This is a genomic window from Homoserinimonas sp. A447, from assembly GCF_054489325.1.
This window is the reverse complement of record NZ_JBTMWW010000001.1, coordinates 2,943,325-2,962,417: the sequence shown is the minus strand read 5'-3', so window position 1 is coordinate 2,962,417 and position 19,093 is coordinate 2,943,325. Positions and strand designations below refer to the sequence as shown.

Annotated in this window: 18 protein-coding genes; 4 read left to right on the top strand and 14 right to left on the bottom strand. The window is 65.8% G+C overall.

Annotated features, from left to right (window positions below):
- Nucleotides 1–113: 113 nt before the first annotated feature.
- From ACX3O0_RS14650 to ACX3O0_RS14640, 3 genes are all read right to left on the bottom strand, one after another.
- Nucleotides 114–1,142: a CU044_5270 family protein gene (locus ACX3O0_RS14650; protein WP_459108196.1), complete on the bottom strand. Its 1,029-nt coding sequence runs from the start codon at nt 1,140–1,142 to the stop codon at nt 114–116.
- The gene (locus ACX3O0_RS14645; RefSeq protein WP_459108195.1) at nt 1,139–1,717 is read right to left on the bottom strand and encodes an RNA polymerase sigma factor; all 579 of its coding nucleotides are present in this window, start codon (nt 1,715–1,717) and stop codon (nt 1,139–1,141) included. Before ACX3O0_RS14645 ends, ACX3O0_RS14650 begins: the two co-directional genes overlap by 4 nt.
- A gap of 147 nt (nt 1,718–1,864) precedes the next feature.
- The gene (locus tag ACX3O0_RS14640; protein ID WP_459093099.1) at nt 1,865–2,806 is read right to left on the bottom strand and encodes a DsbA family protein; all 942 of its coding nucleotides are present in this window, start codon (nt 2,804–2,806) and stop codon (nt 1,865–1,867) included.
- 260 nt (nt 2,807–3,066) lie between these two features.
- Here ACX3O0_RS14640 and ACX3O0_RS14635 point away from each other — a divergent pair, with 260 nt between their 5' ends.
- Together ACX3O0_RS14635 and ACX3O0_RS14630 are read left to right on the top strand one after the other, a co-directional pair.
- Nucleotides 3,067–4,161, top strand: coding sequence for an ABC transporter ATP-binding protein (locus ACX3O0_RS14635; protein ID WP_459108194.1), 1,095 nt, complete (start codon nt 3,067–3,069; stop codon nt 4,159–4,161).
- A 93-nt stretch (nt 4,162–4,254) separates the two neighbouring features.
- Nucleotides 4,255–5,538, top strand: a complete 1,284-nt coding sequence (locus tag ACX3O0_RS14630) for a DUF4032 domain-containing protein (RefSeq protein ID WP_459108193.1) — start codon at nt 4,255–4,257, stop codon at nt 5,536–5,538.
- A 93-nt stretch (nt 5,539–5,631) separates the two neighbouring features.
- On the opposite strand, the gene ACX3O0_RS14625 is transcribed toward ACX3O0_RS14630, so the two are convergent.
- On the bottom strand, nt 5,632–6,912 hold the full coding sequence (locus tag ACX3O0_RS14625; protein ID WP_459108192.1) for a dihydrolipoamide acetyltransferase family protein: 1,281 nt from the start codon (nt 6,910–6,912) through the stop codon (nt 5,632–5,634).
- The gene (locus ACX3O0_RS14620) at nt 6,912–9,098 is read right to left on the bottom strand and encodes an alpha-ketoacid dehydrogenase subunit alpha/beta (RefSeq protein ID WP_459108191.1); all 2,187 of its coding nucleotides are present in this window, start codon (nt 9,096–9,098) and stop codon (nt 6,912–6,914) included. The genes ACX3O0_RS14625 and ACX3O0_RS14620 overlap by 1 nt, the downstream gene beginning before the upstream one ends.
- Nucleotides 9,099–9,308: 210 nt before the next feature.
- Between ACX3O0_RS14620 and ACX3O0_RS14615 the strand changes: the two genes are divergently transcribed.
- Nucleotides 9,309–9,833: a VOC family protein gene (locus tag ACX3O0_RS14615; RefSeq protein ID WP_459108190.1), complete on the top strand. Its 525-nt coding sequence runs from the start codon at nt 9,309–9,311 to the stop codon at nt 9,831–9,833.
- Nucleotides 9,834–9,835: 2 nt separating this feature from the next.
- Complete coding sequence (locus ACX3O0_RS14610) at nt 9,836–10,510, top strand: GntR family transcriptional regulator (protein WP_459108189.1); 675 nt, start codon at nt 9,836–9,838, stop codon at nt 10,508–10,510.
- Nucleotides 10,511–10,535: 25 nt separating this feature from the next.
- On the opposite strand, the gene ACX3O0_RS14605 is transcribed toward ACX3O0_RS14610, so the two are convergent.
- The 9 genes from ACX3O0_RS14605 to rlmB all read right to left on the bottom strand — a co-directional run bounded on the left by ACX3O0_RS14605 (nt 10,536) and on the right by rlmB (nt 19,052).
- Entirely contained in the window at nt 10,536–11,243 is a 708-nt protein-coding gene (locus ACX3O0_RS14605; RefSeq protein ID WP_459093092.1) for an SDR family oxidoreductase, read from the bottom strand.
- Nucleotides 11,240–12,136 (bottom strand): cupin domain-containing protein, encoded by an 897-nt coding sequence (locus ACX3O0_RS14600; RefSeq protein ID WP_459093091.1) that lies wholly within the window; start codon nt 12,134–12,136, stop codon nt 11,240–11,242. Before ACX3O0_RS14600 ends, ACX3O0_RS14605 begins: the two co-directional genes overlap by 4 nt.
- Entirely contained in the window at nt 12,133–13,074 is a 942-nt protein-coding gene (locus ACX3O0_RS14595; protein WP_459093090.1) for an NAD(P)-dependent oxidoreductase, read from the bottom strand. The genes ACX3O0_RS14600 and ACX3O0_RS14595 overlap by 4 nt, the downstream gene beginning before the upstream one ends.
- 10 nt (nt 13,075–13,084) lie before the next feature.
- The gene (locus ACX3O0_RS14590) at nt 13,085–13,792 is read right to left on the bottom strand and encodes an ABC transporter ATP-binding protein (protein WP_459108188.1); all 708 of its coding nucleotides are present in this window, start codon (nt 13,790–13,792) and stop codon (nt 13,085–13,087) included.
- Nucleotides 13,793–13,794: 2 nt separating this feature from the next.
- The gene (locus ACX3O0_RS14585; RefSeq protein ID WP_459108187.1) at nt 13,795–14,613 is read right to left on the bottom strand and encodes an ABC transporter ATP-binding protein; all 819 of its coding nucleotides are present in this window, start codon (nt 14,611–14,613) and stop codon (nt 13,795–13,797) included.
- Nucleotides 14,614–14,693: 80 nt separating this feature from the next.
- Entirely contained in the window at nt 14,694–15,974 is a 1,281-nt protein-coding gene (locus tag ACX3O0_RS14580; protein WP_459093087.1) for an ABC transporter substrate-binding protein, read from the bottom strand.
- A gap of 12 nt (nt 15,975–15,986) precedes the next feature.
- Nucleotides 15,987–17,012 (bottom strand): branched-chain amino acid ABC transporter permease, encoded by a 1,026-nt coding sequence (locus ACX3O0_RS14575; protein ID WP_459108186.1) that lies wholly within the window; start codon nt 17,010–17,012, stop codon nt 15,987–15,989.
- On the bottom strand, nt 17,009–17,878 hold the full coding sequence (locus tag ACX3O0_RS14570; protein WP_459108185.1) for a branched-chain amino acid ABC transporter permease: 870 nt from the start codon (nt 17,876–17,878) through the stop codon (nt 17,009–17,011). The genes ACX3O0_RS14575 and ACX3O0_RS14570 overlap by 4 nt, the downstream gene beginning before the upstream one ends.
- Before the next feature lie 169 nt (nt 17,879–18,047).
- Entirely contained in the window at nt 18,048–19,052 is a 1,005-nt protein-coding gene (gene rlmB, locus ACX3O0_RS14565; protein WP_459093084.1) for a 23S rRNA (guanosine(2251)-2'-O)-methyltransferase RlmB, read from the bottom strand.
- Nucleotides 19,053–19,093: the final 41 nt, after the last annotated feature.

Here is a 19,093-nt window from a genome sequence, read left to right as displayed (position 1 = left end):
ACGCTCGGCGCTCTGGTCATCGAGGGCTTCAGCCACGGCATACGTGATGTCAATCCAGTACGTGATGCGACGGCGATGCTCAGGACGGGATGACGCCGGGGTCGGGCTCGACATCATCCTGCCGGGGGCATTGTCGAATACGGTCCCGCAGGGAGTGCGTCGACGACTGAAGTTGTGACGGCGGTCCAACTCGCGGTAGATCCGACCGGGACTGGCCCCCACTTCTCCACGGTGAGCATGCGGTCACCAATGAGCAACCCGGTCGCCGGGTCGATGATGATCTGCTGCACGAATGGTCGGGAAGGTTCCTTCCGGCTAATCGCCACTCCGGTTCGTCCGTCAAGATTCGCCTGCCGATCAGCCAAGTACACCCCGGGGAGCTCCGCCAACGCCGTATACATCGCGCGACGAACTTCGGCGGGAACGAGGCCTGTGGTCAGAAGCCCGCGGATTTTTTCGAAGACCGCCTCCTCTTTCGACGCTGAACCTTCGGCTCGCTCGTACAGGTAAGCCAGCAGCGCGTCTGCGTCCCGTGGCAACTTTGCGATTTCGCCGGCGTAGTCGTATTGCGTTCCACCGAAATTTCCGGCTTCCGCCTCGTAGAGGCGGAGCGTCCCTCGGTTCGGGTCGCTCCAAAACTCATCAATCATGGGCTCGGCATTGCCGTAGTTCTCCCCGGGCGACAGCCATTGCGTGCCGCGCAACCAGGTGCCGCTCTTGTCCTCAGGGATATAGAGAGTAACCGAGCGGGGTTGCTCGTACGCTGCGTCCTGGCCCGAGAAACTCAGTGCGACCTGGTTGGACTCGACCTTCAGAAACTGGCCCGGGCCGACGACGGGATCTGTCGAATTAATCGTCGAGGATGCAGCCTTATGGAGGACTTCCGCAGCCTCCGCTGAGGCTCCGGCGGACCCGAACACCGTTGTCGAGATCACAGTGGCCACTATGGCCGCCGCTGCGACGGCCGGAATTGCTGCCCAAATCGCGCGCCGAACAATCGGTCGCTTACGCATTGTGATCGGCAAAGCGTGCGGGACGGTACGGATGTCGGCATCCTCGATTCGCTCGAAGAGGTCGGCTTTCATGCGCTCGAAGTCGCTGCTGCTCGGAAGCAACTCGCTTTCAATTGTTGGGACGTTCATCGGCTCTGCCCTTCGGGATCAAGTTCCGTTCGAAGTTGTTTCTTGCTGCGCGAGAGGCGATTGCGGACCGTCCCGTGAGTGATCCCCAGTCGTTGTGCAGCTAGCTCGTAGGTCAGGCTGTCAACCAGGCAGAGTTGGACGATCTGCTGGTCCAGGGGACTCAGCGTTCGGATCAGCGCCTCGAGGCGCTGGGCAAGCACTCGATGCTCCGCTGCATGCTCAGCCGAAGGCGACGCACCAAGGTCGATCTCGTCGTTGAGGACTATAGAGAGTCGTGCCGCTCGGCGCCGATTCAGCGCCAGATACCTGACCGTCGTGATCAGCCATGGCAGGAGCGAGTCGCCGAAGAACTCGATGGCTGCCCACTTCCGCCATAACAAGAAGAACGCGTCGGATAGCAGTTCCTCCGCGTCAGCGGGGTTCTTCACAATGGCAAGGGCCACCGCATAGATCACTCGGCTGTGTCGGTCGAAAAGTAGACCGAACGACTGTTTGTCGCCGACCTCCGAGGCAAGCAGGAGTTCAGCGTCGGTTCGCGACTCGGTCAATTCATCGAACACGGGGACTGCACGCATACTCCTCGCCATCCTTCTGAGGCTTGGATGCCTCACCCAACAGATGTCGGTTGAAACCGAATCGTCTCAGAAGTGCCCAACGGTATTGATCCGCCTCACTGCGCCGAGCGAGTCCCCCTTCGACGAGCTCAGGGAGCGAAATGCAAGCTATCCCGCAGGAACCGGCGTGGGGGTCGGCGTCGGCGTCTCCATGGTCGACTTCTCGGTGAAGGCGTTCCCGGCCGAGGTGCTGACGAAAGTCGCGAACGACTCAGCGTCGTCGAGGGGCCCGTTGTACTGCACACCGTTGACGATGACCGTCGGTGTGGCGGCAACCCGTTCGACCGTGCTGTTCGGAATCGGCCCGGCGATGGCGCGTGCGGTCGACGCGTTGACCCAGGTCTTGTAGTTCTGGTCGTTCACGCACTTCTCGATGAGCTCGGTACTGATGACATCCGCCCTCTTGGCCAGCACGATGATCTGCTCGTTGGTGAGCCCCTCGGTGCCCTCCTCCGGCTGGTTGGCGAACATCAGTGAGTTGAAGTCGAAGAACGCGTCCGGGGAGTAGTTGGCGACACAGGCCGCAGCGTTGGCGGCACGCGTCGAGAACTTGGTGCCCAGCGAGTGGCGGTCGAAGAGTGCGATCGGGTGGAACTCGACGGTCGCCGCCCCGGTCTCGACCCAGGTGGCCAATTGCGCGTGGTTGGTCTCCTCGAAATCTCGGCACCCTGGGCACTGGTAATCGAGGTAGACGCGGATGTCGATGACCTCAGACCCCGCAGTGACCTCCGACGGTACCGGCGCATCACCGGGCTTCAGCCCAGGCGTCGTCTCGGCGACGAAGCCCTCACCGATCTTGATGCCGTCACTGAGCATGTTGACGGGACCGGTGCGCGCGGAAGGGATCTGCGACCAGATGGTCACGGCGACGACGGCGACCACCATGATGGCAGCGAGGATGATGCCACCCTGCAGCAGGCGCCGATTCCGGACATCCTTCTTGCGCTGCTCGATGCGGAGCTCGCGTGCCTTCTGACGTGCAACAGCGCGTTTTCCGGCCCGCGATTCTGCTCCCGTGGGAGGCCGCGTGCTCGCGCCGTCGTTCGTCATCTATCCTCGCTTTTGCCTCAACTGGTGTCCGTCGGGATCAGCCGCGGCACGCATGCTACCCAACGATGCTAGTCAGCCAATCTGGGAGCCCACCAAACGGTTGCTGAAACAGCCTAGCCAGTGGAATCAGCAGTCGGTTACCCGCAAACGGGGTGCGATGACATAATGGCAAGGATGCCGCCCCGGGTTCGGGACGGCATTCCCATCCATTCACTACGGATCGTCCGGCACGTACCTGCCGGTGAAGGAGAACGTTCGTCATGGCATCAGTCACATTCAAGAAGGCCACCCGCCTCTACCCGGGTTCCACCGTTCCCGCCGTCAGCGATTTCGACCTTGACGTTGCAGACGGCGAATTCCTGGTGCTGGTCGGCCCGTCCGGTAGTGGAAAGTCAACGGCGCTGCGGATGCTCGCCGGCCTTGAAGAGGTCAACGACGGTCACATTTTCATCGGCGATCGCGACGTCACCGACGTTCCGCCGAAGGATCGTGACATTGCCATGGTGTTCCAGAACTATGCGCTCTACCCGCACATGACGGTGGCCGAGAACATGGGCTTCGCCCTGAAGATCGCCGGCGTCAACAAGGAGGAGCGCGCCACCCGCGTCCTCGAGGCCGCCAAGCTGCTCGACCTTGAGCCATACCTGGCGCGCAAGCCGAAGGCCCTCTCCGGTGGCCAGCGGCAGCGTGTTGCAATGGGCCGCGCGATCGTGCGCCAGCCGCAGGTGTTCCTCATGGACGAGCCGCTGTCGAACCTCGACGCCAAGCTGCGCGTGCAGACTCGCACGCAGATCGCATCGCTGCAGCGGCGTCTCGGTGTCACCACCGTCTACGTCACCCACGACCAGACTGAGGCGCTCACCATGGGCGACCGCATCGCCGTGCTGAAGGACGGCGTGCTGCAGCAGGTCGGCACTCCGCGCGACCTGTACGAGCAGCCGGTCAACCTGTTCGTCGCCGGATTCATCGGCTCGCCGGCCATGAACCTGTTCCCCGCCGACGTCGTCGAGGATGGCCTGAGGTTCGGAAGCGCGACCGCAAGGGTGGGTCGCGACGTTCTGGGCCAGACCACGTCGAAGAACGTCACCATCGGTGTTCGCCCGGAAGACGTCGAAGTGTCGACCACCGGCGAGGGCCTCGCAGTCGACGTCGACGTCATCGAAGAACTGGGTGCTGACGGCTACCTGTACGGGCACACCGACATCGACGGTTCGCGTGTCGACATCGTCGCCAGGGTGGACGGGCGCAACCACCCGAACGCCGGCGACAAGGTGTTCATCCTCCCGGAGCCGAACCACATCCACGTGTTCGACAGCGAGTCCGGCCTGCGCCTGAACGCGCCGGTCACCGTCTAACGCAATCGTCGCCGATCGAGCTTGCCGGGGCCTCCTCGTACTGCGAACGAGGTCTCGACAAGCTCGACCAGCGGAACCCGGGTTAGGCACACCATGAGCGGATCCCTCAGCATCATCTCGGCTACCGTCGACTCTGCGCTGCTCGACCTGCCCTGGCACCTGCCGCTTGAGGTGTGGCCGGATGAGACGATCGCGGCCCTGCCGAAGGGCATCTCGCGCCACCTGGTGAGGTTCGCGCACCTGAGCGGCTACGTGGTCGCCATCAAGGAGACCTCTCCGGAACTCGCCAAGGGCGAGTACGAGATGCTGCGCACCCTGCAGCGACTCGACATCCCCTGCGTTGAACCGGTCGCCGTGATCACCAACCGGGCGGATGCCGACGGCGAACCCCTCGACGCCTGCCTGGTCACCCGGCACCTCAAGTTCTCCCTCCCCTACCGGGCGCTGTACTCGCAGACGCTGCGACCGGAGACCGCGACCAGGCTGGTGCACGCGCTCGCCGTGCTGTTGGTGCGCGTGCACATCATTGGCTTCTTCTGGGGCGACGTCTCGCTCTCCAACACGCTCTTCCGGCGCGACGCCGGATCATTCGCGGCCTACCTGGTGGACGCTGAGACCGGCAAGCTCTACAACGGCCTCTCCAACGGGCAGCGTGAGAACGACCTGGAGATCGCCCGGGTGAATATCGCCGGCGAGCTGCTCGACCTGGCGGCCGGCGGCCGGCTCGACGAGAACGTGGACCCGGTGGAGGTCAGCAACGGCATCGTGGCGGCCTACCGCAGCCTGTGGCAGGAGCTGACCGGGGCGGAGTCCTTCGCCTCATCGGAGCGTTGGCGCATCACCGAACGTGTCGAACGCCTGCACGAGCTCGGTTTCGACATTGAAGAGCTGGCCATCAGGACGGATGAGACGGGCACCCAGGTGCGCATCCAGCCGAAGGTGGTGGATGCCGGGCATCACCAGCGCCGGCTGCTGCGCCTGACCGGGCTGGACGCGCAGGAGAACCAGGCACGGCGGCTGCTCAACGACCTGGACTCGTACACCGCCGCGTACGGCACCCGAGACATGGACGAGGAGATGGTCGCCCACGAGTGGCTGGCCACGGTTTTCGAACCGGTGGTGCGGGCGATCCCCCGTGACTTGCGGGGAAAGCTGGAGCCCGCCGAGGTGTTCCACCAGATGCTCGACCACCGCTGGTTCCTGTCGCAGAACGAGCGGAGGGACGTTCCGCTGGCTGAGGCGGTGACCTCCTACATCGACACCGTGCTGCGGCACCGCCGCGATGAGGCAACGGTGATCGCCCCGATGACGGGCGCGGTGACGTTGCCGATCGGCGTCATCCGCGACAGCGAACCCGACTGGCGCGACCGCGTCTGATCCTTCTGCGGTTTCGACCCTTCGATACGGGCGCGGAGCGCCCTACTCAGGGGACCTACGCTCGCTTCGCGAGCTACTCAACCCGCAGATGGGTCAGATGAGGATGCTCACCGGGTTCTCGATCCTGGCGACGAAGGCTGCCAGCCACTCGGCGGCGAGCGCGCCGTCGAGCACTCGATGATCGGCCGACAGGGTCACCGTCATCACGTTCGCGACCGTGAGCTCGCCATCCGCCCCCACCACCGGGCGCGGTGACGCCGCCCCGACGGCGAGGATCCCCGCTTGCGGCGGGTTGATGATGGCCGAGAACTCCCGTGTGCCGTACATCCCGAGGTTGGAGACCGCGAACGATCCGCCCTCCAGTTCGTGCTGCTTGAGCCTGCCTTCCCGGCCACGTCCCGCCAGGTCGCGGATGCTCGCAGCCAGTTCGGTCAGCGTCAGCCGGTTCACGGCGCGCACGACCGGTGTCACCAGCCCGCCGGGGATGGCGACCGCGATTGCGATATCGACGTCATCGAACCGCCGGATCGCGTCATCCGTCCAGATGGCGTTGGCGTCCGGCACATCCGCAAACGCCGCAGCGACAGCCTTCACCACGAAGTCGTTGACCGACACCTTGTCGGTGGCGGCGTCGTTGACCCGCGTGCGCAGTTGCAGAAGCTCGTCGACGCGGCAGTCGGCGCTCAGGTAGAAGTGCGGGATGGTGCCCTTACTCTCGGTAAGGCGGCGGGCAATGGCCCGGCGCATCCCGGTGTGCGGAACATCGGTGAACCCGCCGGCGCTCACTGGCGCTGCCTTCGGTTCCGGCTTGGTGCCGGCTTCCAGTCCCTCGATATCACGGCGGACAATACGTCCACCAGGGCCGGTGCCTTTCACCGCGCTCAGGTCAAGACCCTGCTCGCGGGCCATTCGGCGCACCAGCGGGCTGGCGAAGAGCCGCTCGCCGTCAGCGCGGGGGGCGGGCACCGCAGCATCCGGTTCGGTCTGAGCCTGCGGCTCGACATCGAGGTTTTCCGGGTCGGTGGAGGCAGTCGTCACCCCATCGACCGCAATCGTCTCCGGTGCAGCCACTTCGGTATCGTCGTCGGGCGCGGCACCGGTGTCGACGGCGGCGAGCGCCTCTTCCGCCGTCTCGCCCGGCCCGGCCAGCACCGCGATGGGGGTGCCGACCGAGACCTGCACGCCGACCTCGATGAGGAGCCCGGCGAGCGTCCCAGCCTGCTCCGCCTCGTATTCGACCGTCGCCTTCTCGGTCTCCACTTCGGCCAGCGGTTGCCCGACGGTGATCTCGTCGCCTGGAGAGACCAGCCAGCTTTGCAGGGCCGCCTCGGTGGCGCCGGTCAGCACCTCCGGCATCCGGATGAGGATGGCCATCACTTGCCTCCCATTCCGGCTCGGATCCGCTCGAGGCCGGCGACGACCTCGTCGGTACGGGCGATCGCCGCACGCTCCAGCACCTTGGAGATGCTGGGGCTTGCCTCACCGCCGGTGACGCGTTCGATGGGCTGGTCCAGCCAGTCGAAGAAGCGGCGCTGGAGCTCGTCGGCGAGCCAGGCGCCATAGGAGGTTCCCCTCGCGCCCTGTTCGACGATCAGCACGCTGTTGGTCTTGCGGATGCTCTCACCGAGAGTGTCCCAGTCGATGGACGCGCGGTCCAGCCAGCGCAGGTCGATGACCTCCGCGTCCATGCCAGCCTGTTCGACGGCTTCCAGGCAGTGCTGAACCATGGACAGGTAGCTGATGACCGTCACGTCGTTGCCTGCGCGGCGGATGCCGGCTTTGCCGAAAGGCAGGAGGTAGTCGAGGTCGCCAGCCGGGACCTCCTGCTTCTGGCCGTAGAGGTCGACATGCTCGATGACGAGCACGGGATCCTGCAATTGCAGGGCGGCATTCATGAGTCCGATGTAGTCAGCGGCGGTCGACGGGGCGACGATGCGCCATCCGGGGCTGGTGGCGAAGATGCCGGCCGGGTCCATCAGGTGCTGGGAACCGTAGCCGGAGCCCATGGCGACCTTGGTGCGGAGCACGAGCGGCACCGGGTTCTCGCCCCCGAACATGTGACGCGCCTTGCCGATCTGGTTGAAGACCTGGTCGGCGGCCACCCACATGAAGTCCGGGTACATGAACTCGACCACCGGGCGGAAGCGTCCGTCCAGCGCCATTCCTCCGCCGAGCCCGGCGAAGGCGTTCTCGCTGATCGGTGTGCCCAGCACGCGGCCGGGGTACGCGGCTGAGAGTCCCTTGGTTGCCCCGTTGGTTCCACCGGCGAGTCGGTGAACGTCCTCTCCGAGCACGATGATGCGCTCGTCCTCGTGCATGCGGCGTCCCATCACTTCGGCGACGGCGTCGACGAATCGCTTCTCCTCGGTGTCACCGGTGTAGTCGAGCGGGTCGAGGGTGCGCGCGTCGGCCAGCTCGCTGGCATCCCCGCGCAACCCGACATCGACGAAGGAGGCGTCTGGCCACAGGGTGGCGATGATGCGACGCTTGCCCGCAGCATCCGGGTCCGCCTCCAGCAGTTCACCTGCCGCGGCGCGCATGGCGGCCTGGGCCTGCTCGCGTACGCCGGCCACGATCTCCTCGGTGATGAGCCCGAGCTTGATCATCTCGCTGGCGACCCGGGTGAGCGGGTCACGGTAACGCCAGGCAGCCTCTTCTTCCTTGGTGCGGTAGCCGAAGGCACTTCCCGGGTATGGGCCGTTCTGGTGGAAGAACCGGTATACCTCGGCCTCGATGATGGCCGGGCCCCCGCCGGACCGCATCACTTCTTCAGCCTGCTGGGTTGCGAGGTAGACGGCGAGCGGGTCCATCCCGTCCACCTGCCAGGATGGAATGCCGAATCCGAGCCCGCGCGCCGACAGCCGCGGCTCACCGGTTGCCTCGTTGACGTGGGTGGAGACCGCGTACAGGTTGTTCTCGATGAAGAAGCCGAGTGGCAGTTTCCAGGCGGATGTCAGGTTCATCGACTCGAGGACGGAGCCGATGTTCGTGGCGCCGTCACCGAAGTAGCTCATCGTCAGGTCGGTGGTTCCGGCGTTCTTCTGCGCCCAGGCGTGCCCGGCGCCGAGCGGCACTCCCCCGCCGACGATGGCGTTGGTGCCGAGCGCTCCCGCCTCGAACCACTGCAGGTGCATCGACCCGCCTCGGCCACGGCAGAAGCCCTGGGCAAGCCCGAGGATCTCGGCCAGGGTGCGCTGCAGTACCGATTGGAGGTCAATGGTGACCAGGGCGTCGAGGTCGAGCTTGCCCTGCGAGACGTACGTGATCGCCTTGGCCAGGAATTGGTGATGGCCGCGGTGCGAGCCGTTGATGGCATCCGTCGCCCGCATGCCGACGATGGAGCCGACGGCGCCGCCCTCCTGGCCGATGCTCGAATGGGCCGGGCCGTGCACCAGGCCTTCGGCAGCGAGCTCGAGAACGGTCTCCTCGAAGGCGCGGATGAGGTGGAGTTCGCCGAGCATGGTGGTCAGCAGTTGCGGGTCGGCTGCTTTCCAGTCGTCCGCCGTCGTCGACAGGCGCACCCACGGCTGGGCCGGGTCCAGGCGTTGCACTTCGGGCATGACTACCTCTCTCCATTGACAGGCCTCCGTTGGCAGGACGCGCGGCCCCAGGGGCGTGCGAGCAGAGTTCCTTCAGGCCAGCATACGTCCGTATTGAATCCAATGGCAAGAAACTTTAGGGAATTGTGCCATGCTTTGCTGCGCAGTTGTGCCCCAATGAATACAATCGCAGTATCCGCCATGATTGAGGTGAGCAGAGAGGCTACCGCGATGGGACTACCAGGACTACGGGGAACCGAACATGTGGGCTTCACCGTTCCCGACCTCGACGAGGCCGACGACTTCTTCGTCAACGTCATCGGATGCGAGCGGGTGTACTCGCTCGGCCCCTTCCAATCCGACGACGACTGGATGCTGGAGCACCTGAACGTGCACCCCCGCACCGTCATGAGGCAGCTGAACTTCTACCGGTGCGAGTTCGGCCCCAACTTCGAGGTCTTCCAGTTCGAGGCGGCGGATGCCCAGCGCGAGCAGCCGAGGAACAGTGACCTCGGCGGTCATCACCTCGCCTTCTACGTTGACGACCTCGATGCTGCCGTTGCCCACCTGCGCGCCCACGGCATCCGGATCCTGGGTGAACCGACGGCAAGCAGGAATGCCAGCGAGGGCCAGCGCTGGGTCTACTTCCTGTCGCCGTGGGGCATGCAGTTCGAGTTGGTGAGCTTCCCGAACGGCAAGGCCTACGAGAAGACCGCCCGCGTCAAGCTGTGGAATCCAGCACGACCGGCGGAGTAGCCGTGAGCCTGGTCAAGTCCGAGCACGGCGCCTCCGCGCACCGTATCGCCGACGGTCTGCGAGAATCCATCCTCGACGGGGAGATCGGTCCGGGCGAGCGCGTGCGCCAGGAGATGGTCGCGGCCCGGTATGGTGCCAGCCGCGTTCCGGTGCGCGAAGCCCTGAGGATCCTGGAGGCCGAGGGCCTGGTCACCCTGGTCGCCAACACCGGTGCCTGGGTGTCCCGCCTCAGCCTGGCCGAGTGCGAGGAGCTGTACCAGATTCGGGAACGCATCGAGCCGCTGCTGCTTCGATTCAGCGTGCCCAACCTGACCGGGGAGAACGTGGCCGAGCTTCACCGGTTGGCGGATGCGATGGAGAAGGGCGACGACGTCGAGGCGTTCCTGCGCCTGGACCGGGCATTCCACTGGCTCAGCTACAGCGCCGCAGACACCAATGTGCTGGGCGAGACGGTGCAGCGGCTCTGGAACGCGACCCAGCACTACCGCCGGGCGTTCACCCGGCTGTTCACGGTGGAGGCCGACAAGACGGTACATCACGAGCACCACCTGATCGCCCACGCCATTGAGCGGCGCGACGTGGAAGACGCAGAACGGATGCTGTACGGCCACATCAGGCGCACGCGCCTCGAGCTGGCCAGGCACCCTGGCCTCTTCGAGCACTCCGGTACCGACTAGGAGCATCGGTACCGAAAACGCCGGATCAGGTGACGCGCCAGCCCCGGTCGACGTAGATGCTCGTGCCCGAGATCCCGCGGTTGCGCAAGAGGAACTGCACGGCGTCCACCACATCCGCCATGGTCGCCAGCTGTCCACCTGGCGTTCGCGCCTGGTAACCGTCGAGCACGCCGTCCGGCTTCGTCTTCCAGAACGGACTGTCCCCGATGATGCCGGGGTGGATGGCGTTGATGCGGATGGGCGCCAACTCGAGGGCGAGCGTCGTGACCATTCCCTCGACACCGCCGTTGATCGTCGACACCGTCGTCGACCCCGGATACGGGAGGTCCTTGGCGCGACCACCGAACAGCACGATCCCGGTGTCGACGGATGCCGCCATCCGGTCGGTGAGGGCGTGGATGGTTTCGGTGTAACCGACCAGCTTGAGCGTCACCAGGCGGATCGCCCGCGCGATGTCGTAGTCGCGGACGGTATTCGCGTCACGCTCGATGGCGGCCAGCACCAGGCCGTTCACCTCCCCGACCTCGGTCAGCCCGGCCGCGATCGACTCCGGCTCGGAGAGGTCGATTGCAACCCCGGTTGCGCCTTCACCGAGGGACGCGGCAATCTCCCTGGCCTTGCCGAGGTCCCGACCGGACAACACAACTTTGTCGCCTCGGGCGAGGGTGTCCCTGGCAAGCTCCAGTCCGATTCCGGACGTACCGCCAATGATGACGATCGTGCGTTTGCTCATTTCTCCTCCTTCAATTGCTCCGCGAGGTAGTTCCAGTCGCGGGCGAAACGGTATGCGTGACGTGGGGGCATCTGAGGGGATTGGGTCTCCAGCCAGCGCACCGGTGCGCCGACCGCCGAAAAGGAGTGAACGCATCCGACGGCGGCCCAGGCGATGTCACCTGGACGAAGCCGGAACTGCTCACCGTCGAAGGTGGCATCCACGTCGCCATCGACGATGAGGTACGCCTCCTCGAGCGGATGATCGTGGGGACCGGCCACCCCGTCCGGTTCGTACTGCACCATGAACATCGTCGAGAGGACGGCGCCGAGGTCGGAGTCGACCATCATTTTCAGCGAGATCCCGCTGTAGACGAGTAATGCGGTGCGCATGCTGGCAGACATCGCCAGGTTCGCCTGCGATTGCCGGCCGGGGTCCATCTGTTCGGGGGTGATCGCACCGAACGACCGGGTGCGCGGGTCCCGGGGGTCTACGCGCACCGGCGCCGCATCCGCGAGTTCGGGCACCCGGAAGGTGTCGTAGCCGTGACGCTCGCGCGGCGCTGGGCTGAACACGTCGGACCAGACGGCTACGGCGTCGCCGGTCGCACGCCAGGCGTGGGGCACGCCGATCGGGATGACGCCGTAGTCGCCGGCCACCAGTTCGACGGTGGCCTCCGGGGTGGCGAGGATGACCGAGCCTTCAAGCAGGTGGAAGCTCTCCTCGAACGAGTGAACGTGTGTGGGGGTGAACCCGCCGGGCGCAAGCCTGCTGATGCCGAAGTCGGTGTGCACTGCCCCCTGGTGCTCCCCCACCGGGTTCCATCGGGTGAGCCCCTCGGCTCCAGGGGCGAGTGCGCCGATCGGCGCATAGTGGGCGTCGTCGCCCCGGCCCACCACGAATCGAGCGGTCATGCGATCCCCTGTTCAGCTGTCAGTCCGTCGCCGACGGCGACTCCTTCGGGTTCGAGTTCCAGTCCGGCGCCGCGGGCCACGGTGAGCAGGAGCGTTGCGAAGTCCAATTCGGTGTTGCCGCTTCCGACCTCCTGCGCGACGATCTGCCTGGTTGCCGAGGCTATCGGCATCGGCACGGCCAGACGGTGTGCAGCGTCGAGGCCCAGGTCGAAGTCCTTCTGCAACAGCACGTTCGTGAAGGTGGGCGTGAAGTCGAGGTTGACCAGCGCCGGGGTCTTGTACCGGGTGAAGACCGAGCCCATCACCGAGTCGTTGAGGAAGGTGAGGAAGTCCGAGCGCTTGACCCCGCCCCTCTCGGCCAGCACGGTGACCTCGGCCAGGGTCTGGGTGACTACGCCGAGCAGGATGTTGTGGGCGATCTTGACCAGTCGTGCCACCTCCCCTTCGCCCACCCAGGTCACTCGCTGGCCGAAATGCTGCAGCACCGGTTCGGCCTCCTCGAAGGCCCGGCGTGGGCCGGACACCGCCACCGTCAGCTTGCCGGCCGCGATGACGGCTGGGTTCCCGCTCACCGGTGTGGCGAGGAAGGCGCTTCCGCGGGCCTCGATCTCGGTGCGCAGAATGGCACTCGTCTCGATCGAGACCGTGGACGAGTCCGCGATGATGCGCGGGATCAGGTCACCGCTCAGCAGCCCGTCGGGCCCGAGCATGACCTGCTCGAGGTCCTTCGAGGCTGCCACCATGCTGAACACCACATCGCGATCGGCCAGGTCGGCCGGCCGGGCCACCAGGGTTGCCCCACGGTCGATCAGGGGTTGCACCTTCGCCTGGGTGCGGTTGTACACCGCGACGTCGTAGCCGGCATCGATCAGGCGGGTGGCGAGCTGGACGCCCATCCGCCCTGCACCGATCCAGCCGATCCTCATGGAAGCGGTCATGTTGTCGCCCTCACAGTCCGAGATGCTTGTGGATCGGCGACGAGTCGACCAACAGGTCGGCGGATGCTCCCGACCAGCTGAGGCGGCCGTGATCGCCGAGGATGAAGACCCGGTCGCTCAGCGAGAGGGCCAGGTCGACGTTCTGTTCCGCCACCAGGACGGCCAGCCCGGTCTGCCGCAACTCCTGCAGCCGGTCTTCGATGATCCGCAGCACGGCGGGGGCCAGACCTTCGGACGGCTCGTCCATGATGAGCAGTCGCGGGTTGGTCATCAACGCCCGCCCGATGGCGAGCATCTGCTGCTCGCCGCCGGAAAGCGTTCGCGCCTGGGAACCCGACCGTTCCTTCAGCCGGGGAAAGAACTCGTAGACCCGAGTCGTCGTCCAGCTGCCCTCGGCCGGGCGGCGCTTGCCGACGACGGCGAGGTTCTCTTCGACGGAGAGACTGCCGAAGATCCGCCGCCCCTGCGGAACCAGCCCGACGCCCGCCCTGGCGATGCGCTGCGGTGGGGCACCAACCATGTTCTTGCCGTCCAGGCGGATGCTGCCGGAGATGACCGTCGGCGGCGTGAGCCCGCACAAGGCCCGTACCAGGGTGGTCTTGCCCATTCCGTTGCGACCGAGCAGGGCGACCGTCTCGCCCTCGGCGACCGACAGGGACACGCCGTCGAGCACCTGGGCTGTGGCGTACGAGACCTTGAGGTCGGTGACTTCGAGCACGGTCACTTCCTCCGGCCGAGGTAGACGGACTGGACCGTGTCGTTGGCGCGGATCTCGTCGGGCGTTCCGTAGGCGAGCGTCGTTCCGTTGTCGAGGCACAGCACTCGCTCCACCAGTTCGAGCGCGAGCGACATGTCGTGCTCGATCAGCAGGAAGGTCACGTCCTTCGGCAGCTCTTCCAGCATGGCCCGGAGCACCGCCCGCTCCGCTGCGGAAAGTCCGGCGGCCGGCTCATCGAGCAGGATCAGGCGCGGCCGGGTCACGAGTGCCATGGCGATTTCGACCTGGCGTTGCTCGCCGTGGGAGAGCAGCGAGACGGTCTCATTCGCGCGGGACTGCAAGCCGACCCGGTCGACAGCCTCGGCCACCCGGTCGGCGAAATCGTCGGACTTCCGCAGCGGGGCCCAGAATCGGCGGCTGGCGGGCGTCCCGACCATGGCGGCGATGCGGATGTTCTGCTCGACGGTGCAGGTCGGAAACAGGTTGGAAACCTGGAAGGTGCGGGACAATCCTCGGCGGGCCCTCGCCCGCTCACTGAGTTGCGACACGTTCTCGCCGAACAGGGTGACGGTTCCGCTGGTCGGTTTCATCTCACCGGCGATGGTGCGGAACAGTGTCGTCTTGCCTGCACCGTTCGGGCCGATGACGGCGAGTCTGCCGCCGGCCGGGAGTACGACGCTCACGTCGTTCACCGCGGTCAGGCCGCCGAACTTCTTGGTGACTCCCCTCAGGACCAGCGCCGCGGCATCCGGGTCGACGAGATCGGCTCCTGGCAGCGCGCCGACCGAAAGCACTGCTCCCGACTGTGAGCTCGGCGTCATTGTCGTGCCTTCCGTTTCTGTGCTGCTGCGCCGGTGTTCCGGGCGATCGCCGTCCGGAACACCGGTTCCAGCGGTGGGTGTTACTGGTTGGTGAAGCTCTGGCTGAATGTCGGGTTCGCCAGCCACTCCTCCGGGTCGAAGGTCCAGAACTGGCTGACGTCCTCGTAGGTCTTGTCGACCGCGTTCCAGAGCTTTCCGTCGTCGCGCTTCTCAACCGTGTTCACGTAGAGCGGTGCAACGATTCCGTTGTACTCATCGAACGAGACGTCGCCCCAGACCAGGTCGTCGGACTCAGGCGCCGCCGTCTTGATCGCATCGATCAGGTCGGTGCCGGTCAGCTTCTCGCTGCCTGCGTTCGACAGCGCCTTGTCGAGCAACTGCGCGGTCAGGTACGCGCCGGAGGCGTAGACGGATGGAACAACGCCGTAAGCCGCCTCGTACGCCTCGCGGAACTCCACGTTCACCGGTTCGTCGGAGTCCTCGGCGTAGTAAGTGACCGAGTGCACGCCGATGGCGATGTCACCCACCTGCTCCAGCGGTGCGGCACTCGTGGTCGCAGCACCGGTGATGATCGGCGTGCTGTCGAGCACTCCGAAGTCATTGGCCGCCTGAAGGAAGCCGATGGCATCCGTTCCACCGGTTGTACCGGTGAAGATGACGTCGACGTCAGCGCTGGCCAACTGGGTCATGTAGGTGCTGAGGTCCGCGGTTCCCGGCGGGTACCAGAGACGCTCGGTGATCTCTCCACCGGCGGCCAGGTATGCACTGGAGAATCCGCCACAGTTGTCCCACCCGAATGCGTAGTCCGGGCAGATCGTCGCTGCGGTCTCGTAGCCCTCATCCGCGGCCCACTGTCCGGCTGCGAAGGTGATCTGGCTGCCGGCGAACGCACCCGTGCGCAGGACGTACGGGCTTGACTGACGTTGGGTGAGGTCGTCAGCGGACGTCTGGGTGAGGTCCGCCACCTCGGCCTGGTTGGCGTAGTCGGCCACCGCGAGGGAGTTGTTCGCCAGGATCGGCCCGACCAGGAGGTCGACGTTCACTTCTTCGACCAGGCGGGTGGCCTTGTTGAGCGCCGTCTCGGCGTCGCTCGCGTCGTCCTCGTAGATGGACTCGATGGTGAACTCGCCGGAGGTGTTGTCGTGCTGCTCCCAGTACAGGTCCCAGCCCCTCTTCATGTCGGCACCGAATGCCGCGGCGAATCCGGTCTCCGACGCGATCAGGCCGACCTTGACTGCGCCCGCCGTTCCGGTGTCTTCCTCCTCGTTCTCAGCACCGGGGGGCGCACAGGATGCGAGTGCCAGCGTGGTGGCGACCGCCGCCACCACGGCCATGCTTCGGATGGGAATGCGACTGTGCATTTGTCTAACCCTTCACTCTTGTTTTCTGGGGATTTTCGCTGCTTCGCGTTCACGGGAACGCTTTTTCTCCATCCGCTCACCGGTCCAGGAGACGAGTGAGTGGAAACCTCCGACCAGGCCCTTGGGCGCCAGGATCACGGATGCGATGAACAGCAGTCCGAGCACGGTTTCCCACCGGTCGAAGTAGCTGCTGAGCACTTGCTGGATGAGGATGACCAGGGCGGCTCCGACGAGAGGGCCGCTCAGCGTTCCGAGGCCACCGAGCACGACCATGATGAGGGCGAGCGCCGAGGCGATGAAGTCGCCGATCGGCGGGCTGACGAACTCCGCCCGCCAGACCAGCAGTACGCCGGCGGTGCCTGCGAACAGCCCGGAGAGCATCATCGCGGCGAACTTGTAGGCGGCGATCGAGTAGCCGATGCTGCGCATGCGGCTCTCACTGTCGCGGATGCCGCGCAGCACGAGCCCGAATGGGGAGCGGGAGATGACCCAGAGGATGACGGTGACGATGACGAAGACGGCCAGAACCGCGAAGTAGAAGGTCCAGTAGTCGCTGATGGTTTCCGGGCGGCGGATGCCGGACAGCCCGTTGTCTCCGCCGGTCACCGCCGACCAGCGGTAGGCGATGCCGTAGCAGATCATGCCGGCCGCCAGGGTGACCATGAGGAAGAACACGCCGTGGGTGCGCATTGATACAAGGCCGAACATGGCGCTCACCAGGAGCGTCATGGCGAGTGCGATGAGCAGCTGCATCCAGATCTCATGGCCCTGTTTTGACGACCACGCGAGCCCGTATCCGGCAGCGGCGGCGATGCCGGCATGCCCGAGGGAGACCAGTCCGCCGTCCCCGGCGAGCAGGTTGATGCTTGCCGCGAAGATCGCGGAGGCGAGGATCAGCGATGCCAGGTTCACGTAGTAGCCGGTGACGATGTACGGGAGCGCGACGGCGAACGCCAGCAGCACGCCACTGGCGATCCAGCGCGTGGCGCCTCCCCGGCGCGGCCGCTGGTCGATGAACCTCTCGGTGAGCGCGCTCATGCGACCTTCCCAAACAGTCCCTGTGGCCGGAGGACCAGCACGATTGCCATCGGGGCGAAGATGGTGAAGTACGACAGTTCGGGGATGAAGGCTTTCGCGAAGGCGTCGATGAGGCCGATCAGGACTGCGCCGACGGCCGCCCCTCCGACGCTCCCGAGTCCGCCGATGATGACGACGACCATGGCGTAGAGCAGGATCTCGGTTCCGGAGTACGGGGTGAAACTCACCAGCCCGGAGCCGATCACGCCGGCGGCTCCGGCCAGGAGCGCACCGAAGGCGAACACCCCGGTGAACACCTTGTCGATGCCGATGCCCATGGCGGCGGCCATCTCGCGGTCGTCGACGCCGGCGCGGACGATGGCTCCAAGTCTGGTCTTGCGTTGCAGCACGAACAGCAGGACGGCGATCACCACTGTGACCGCGATGACGAACAGCCGGTACTGCGGGTAGGCGAAGTCCCCGAGGATGAAGGCTCCGGATGGCGCGCCCCCGCTCGACGAGCTCACGGTCTTCGCGTCGCCCCCGAATAAGGCGAGCACCACGTCGGTGAGCACGAACAGAACTCCGACCGTGACCAGAACCTCGGGCATCTCCTTGTTGCGCACCCGGCGGAGCAGGCCGAGCTCAACGATGAGCCCGATGACGGCCGCGACGACGGCACCGCAGAGCAGGGCAAGCCAGAAGTTGTGCGTTGCCGTGACGACGACCATCGCCACGTACGCGCCGATCACATAGAAGGCGCCGTGAGCGAGGTTGGAGATCCGCATGAGCCCGAAGATGAGCGTGAACCCGCTCGCGACCAGGAACAGCAGCGCGCCGAAGCTCAGCCCGTTCAGGGCCAGTTGAATCACCAGTACTGCGTCCACGCAACTCCCTCGTCGCGTCGAGCCCGGGTAGGACTCTCCGTTCAGTAGAGATTACCCTATGTTCAGTACAGCTTACCAACGTTCTTTGACGCGGCCCGGGTTTCTGCGGTCGCCAAAGGCGCCACAAGGTGTGGCTCTTGACACCGTTGGGAGGCCTTCCGGCTTGCGACTACTTCCCGGAAGCGCGCTGCCTGGAAATCTCGTACAGGGTGACGCTGGCGGCGATTCCCGCGTTGAGCGACTCCGTCGATGCGCTGATCGGAATCGAGACCACCGCATCGCAGGTCTCGGTCACCAGGCGGGACAAGCCCTTGCCCTCGCTGCCGACGACAACGACAACGGGCTCCTTCGACCAGGTCAGCCCGGGAAGCGACACGTCGCCTCCCCCGTCGAGGCCCAACACGAATACACCGCGCTCCTTCAACGCCTTGAGCGTCTGGGTCAGGTTGCTGGCCATGGCCACCGGTGTGCGGGCAGCCGCACCGGCCGAGGTCTTCCAAGCCGATGCGGTCACACCGACAGAACGACGCTGCGGCACGATCACGCCCTGCCCGCCGAAAGCTGCAGTCGAGCGGATGATCGCGCCCAGGTTGCGCGGGTCGGTGATGCCGTCGAGGGCGACGAACAGGGGAACCTGCCCGCGTGAGATGACCTTGTCGAGCAACTCGATCGGGTGTGCGTACTGGTACGGCGGAACCTTCAATGCCAGCCCCTGGTGTACCGAGTCGAACCCGGCCAGCCGGTCGAGCTCCGGGCGCATGACCTCCAGGATGGGCAGGCCGCGCTTGGTGGCGATCGACATGACCTCCTTGACGCGGTCGTCGTACTCGATGCGGGTCGCCACGTAGAGGGCGGTGGCCGGGATCTTCGCGCGCAGTGCCTCGAGCACCGAGTTGCGGCCGGTAACCACTTCGATGTCTTCTGACTGCTTGGGGCGTGACTGGCGCTGGGGCCGCTGGCCGGCATCCGCTGGTTTACGTCCACCGCGCTTCTCGGCCAGGCGATCCTGTGCGACCTTGCGCTTGCCGGCCGGGTGGTACGGGCGGTCCTCAGCCTTGGGCGTGGGCTTCTTGCCTTCGAGCGCCTGGCGCCCCTGCCCGCCGGAGCCGACTTGGGGGCCGCGGCGCGTCTTGCGCACGGCACCCGCCCGGGGCTTGTTTCCGCTGCTCTTCATGATTCTCAATTCCTGGGTTGGCTGCTGCAGGCATTCTGCAT

Excerpts from the sequence above, each read along its gene's own strand:
- ACX3O0_RS14580 (WP_459093087.1), bottom strand. The coding sequence starts at position 15,974 with ATGCACAGTCGCATTCCCATCCGAAGCATGGCCGTGGTGGCGGCGGTC.
- ACX3O0_RS14650 (WP_459108196.1), bottom strand. The coding sequence starts at position 1,142 with ATGAACGTCCCAACAATTGAAAGCGAGTTGCTTCCGAGCAGCAGCGAC.
- ACX3O0_RS14620 (WP_459108191.1), bottom strand. The coding sequence starts at position 9,098 with ATGCCCGAAGTGCAACGCCTGGACCCGGCCCAGCCGTGGGTGCGCCTG.
- ACX3O0_RS14595 (WP_459093090.1), bottom strand. The coding sequence starts at position 13,074 with ATGACCGCTTCCATGAGGATCGGCTGGATCGGTGCAGGGCGGATGGGC.
- ACX3O0_RS14645 (WP_459108195.1), bottom strand. The coding sequence starts at position 1,717 with ATGCGTGCAGTCCCCGTGTTCGATGAATTGACCGAGTCGCGAACCGAC.
- ACX3O0_RS14640 (WP_459093099.1), bottom strand. The coding sequence starts at position 2,806 with ATGACGAACGACGGCGCGAGCACGCGGCCTCCCACGGGAGCAGAATCG.
- ACX3O0_RS14615 (WP_459108190.1), top strand. The coding sequence starts at position 9,309 with ATGGGACTACCAGGACTACGGGGAACCGAACATGTGGGCTTCACCGTT.
- rlmB (WP_459093084.1), bottom strand. The coding sequence starts at position 19,052 with ATGAAGAGCAGCGGAAACAAGCCCCGGGCGGGTGCCGTGCGCAAGACG.
- ACX3O0_RS14630 (WP_459108193.1), top strand. The coding sequence starts at position 4,255 with ATGAGCGGATCCCTCAGCATCATCTCGGCTACCGTCGACTCTGCGCTG.
- ACX3O0_RS14585 (WP_459108187.1), bottom strand. The coding sequence starts at position 14,613 with ATGACGCCGAGCTCACAGTCGGGAGCAGTGCTTTCGGTCGGCGCGCTG.
- ACX3O0_RS14635 (WP_459108194.1), top strand. The coding sequence starts at position 3,067 with ATGGCATCAGTCACATTCAAGAAGGCCACCCGCCTCTACCCGGGTTCC.
- ACX3O0_RS14605 (WP_459093092.1), bottom strand. The coding sequence starts at position 11,243 with ATGAGCAAACGCACGATCGTCATCATTGGCGGTACGTCCGGAATCGGA.
- ACX3O0_RS14600 (WP_459093091.1), bottom strand. The coding sequence starts at position 12,136 with ATGACCGCTCGATTCGTGGTGGGCCGGGGCGACGACGCCCACTATGCG.
- ACX3O0_RS14625 (WP_459108192.1), bottom strand. The coding sequence starts at position 6,912 with ATGGCCATCCTCATCCGGATGCCGGAGGTGCTGACCGGCGCCACCGAG.
- ACX3O0_RS14575 (WP_459108186.1), bottom strand. The coding sequence starts at position 17,012 with ATGAGCGCGCTCACCGAGAGGTTCATCGACCAGCGGCCGCGCCGGGGA.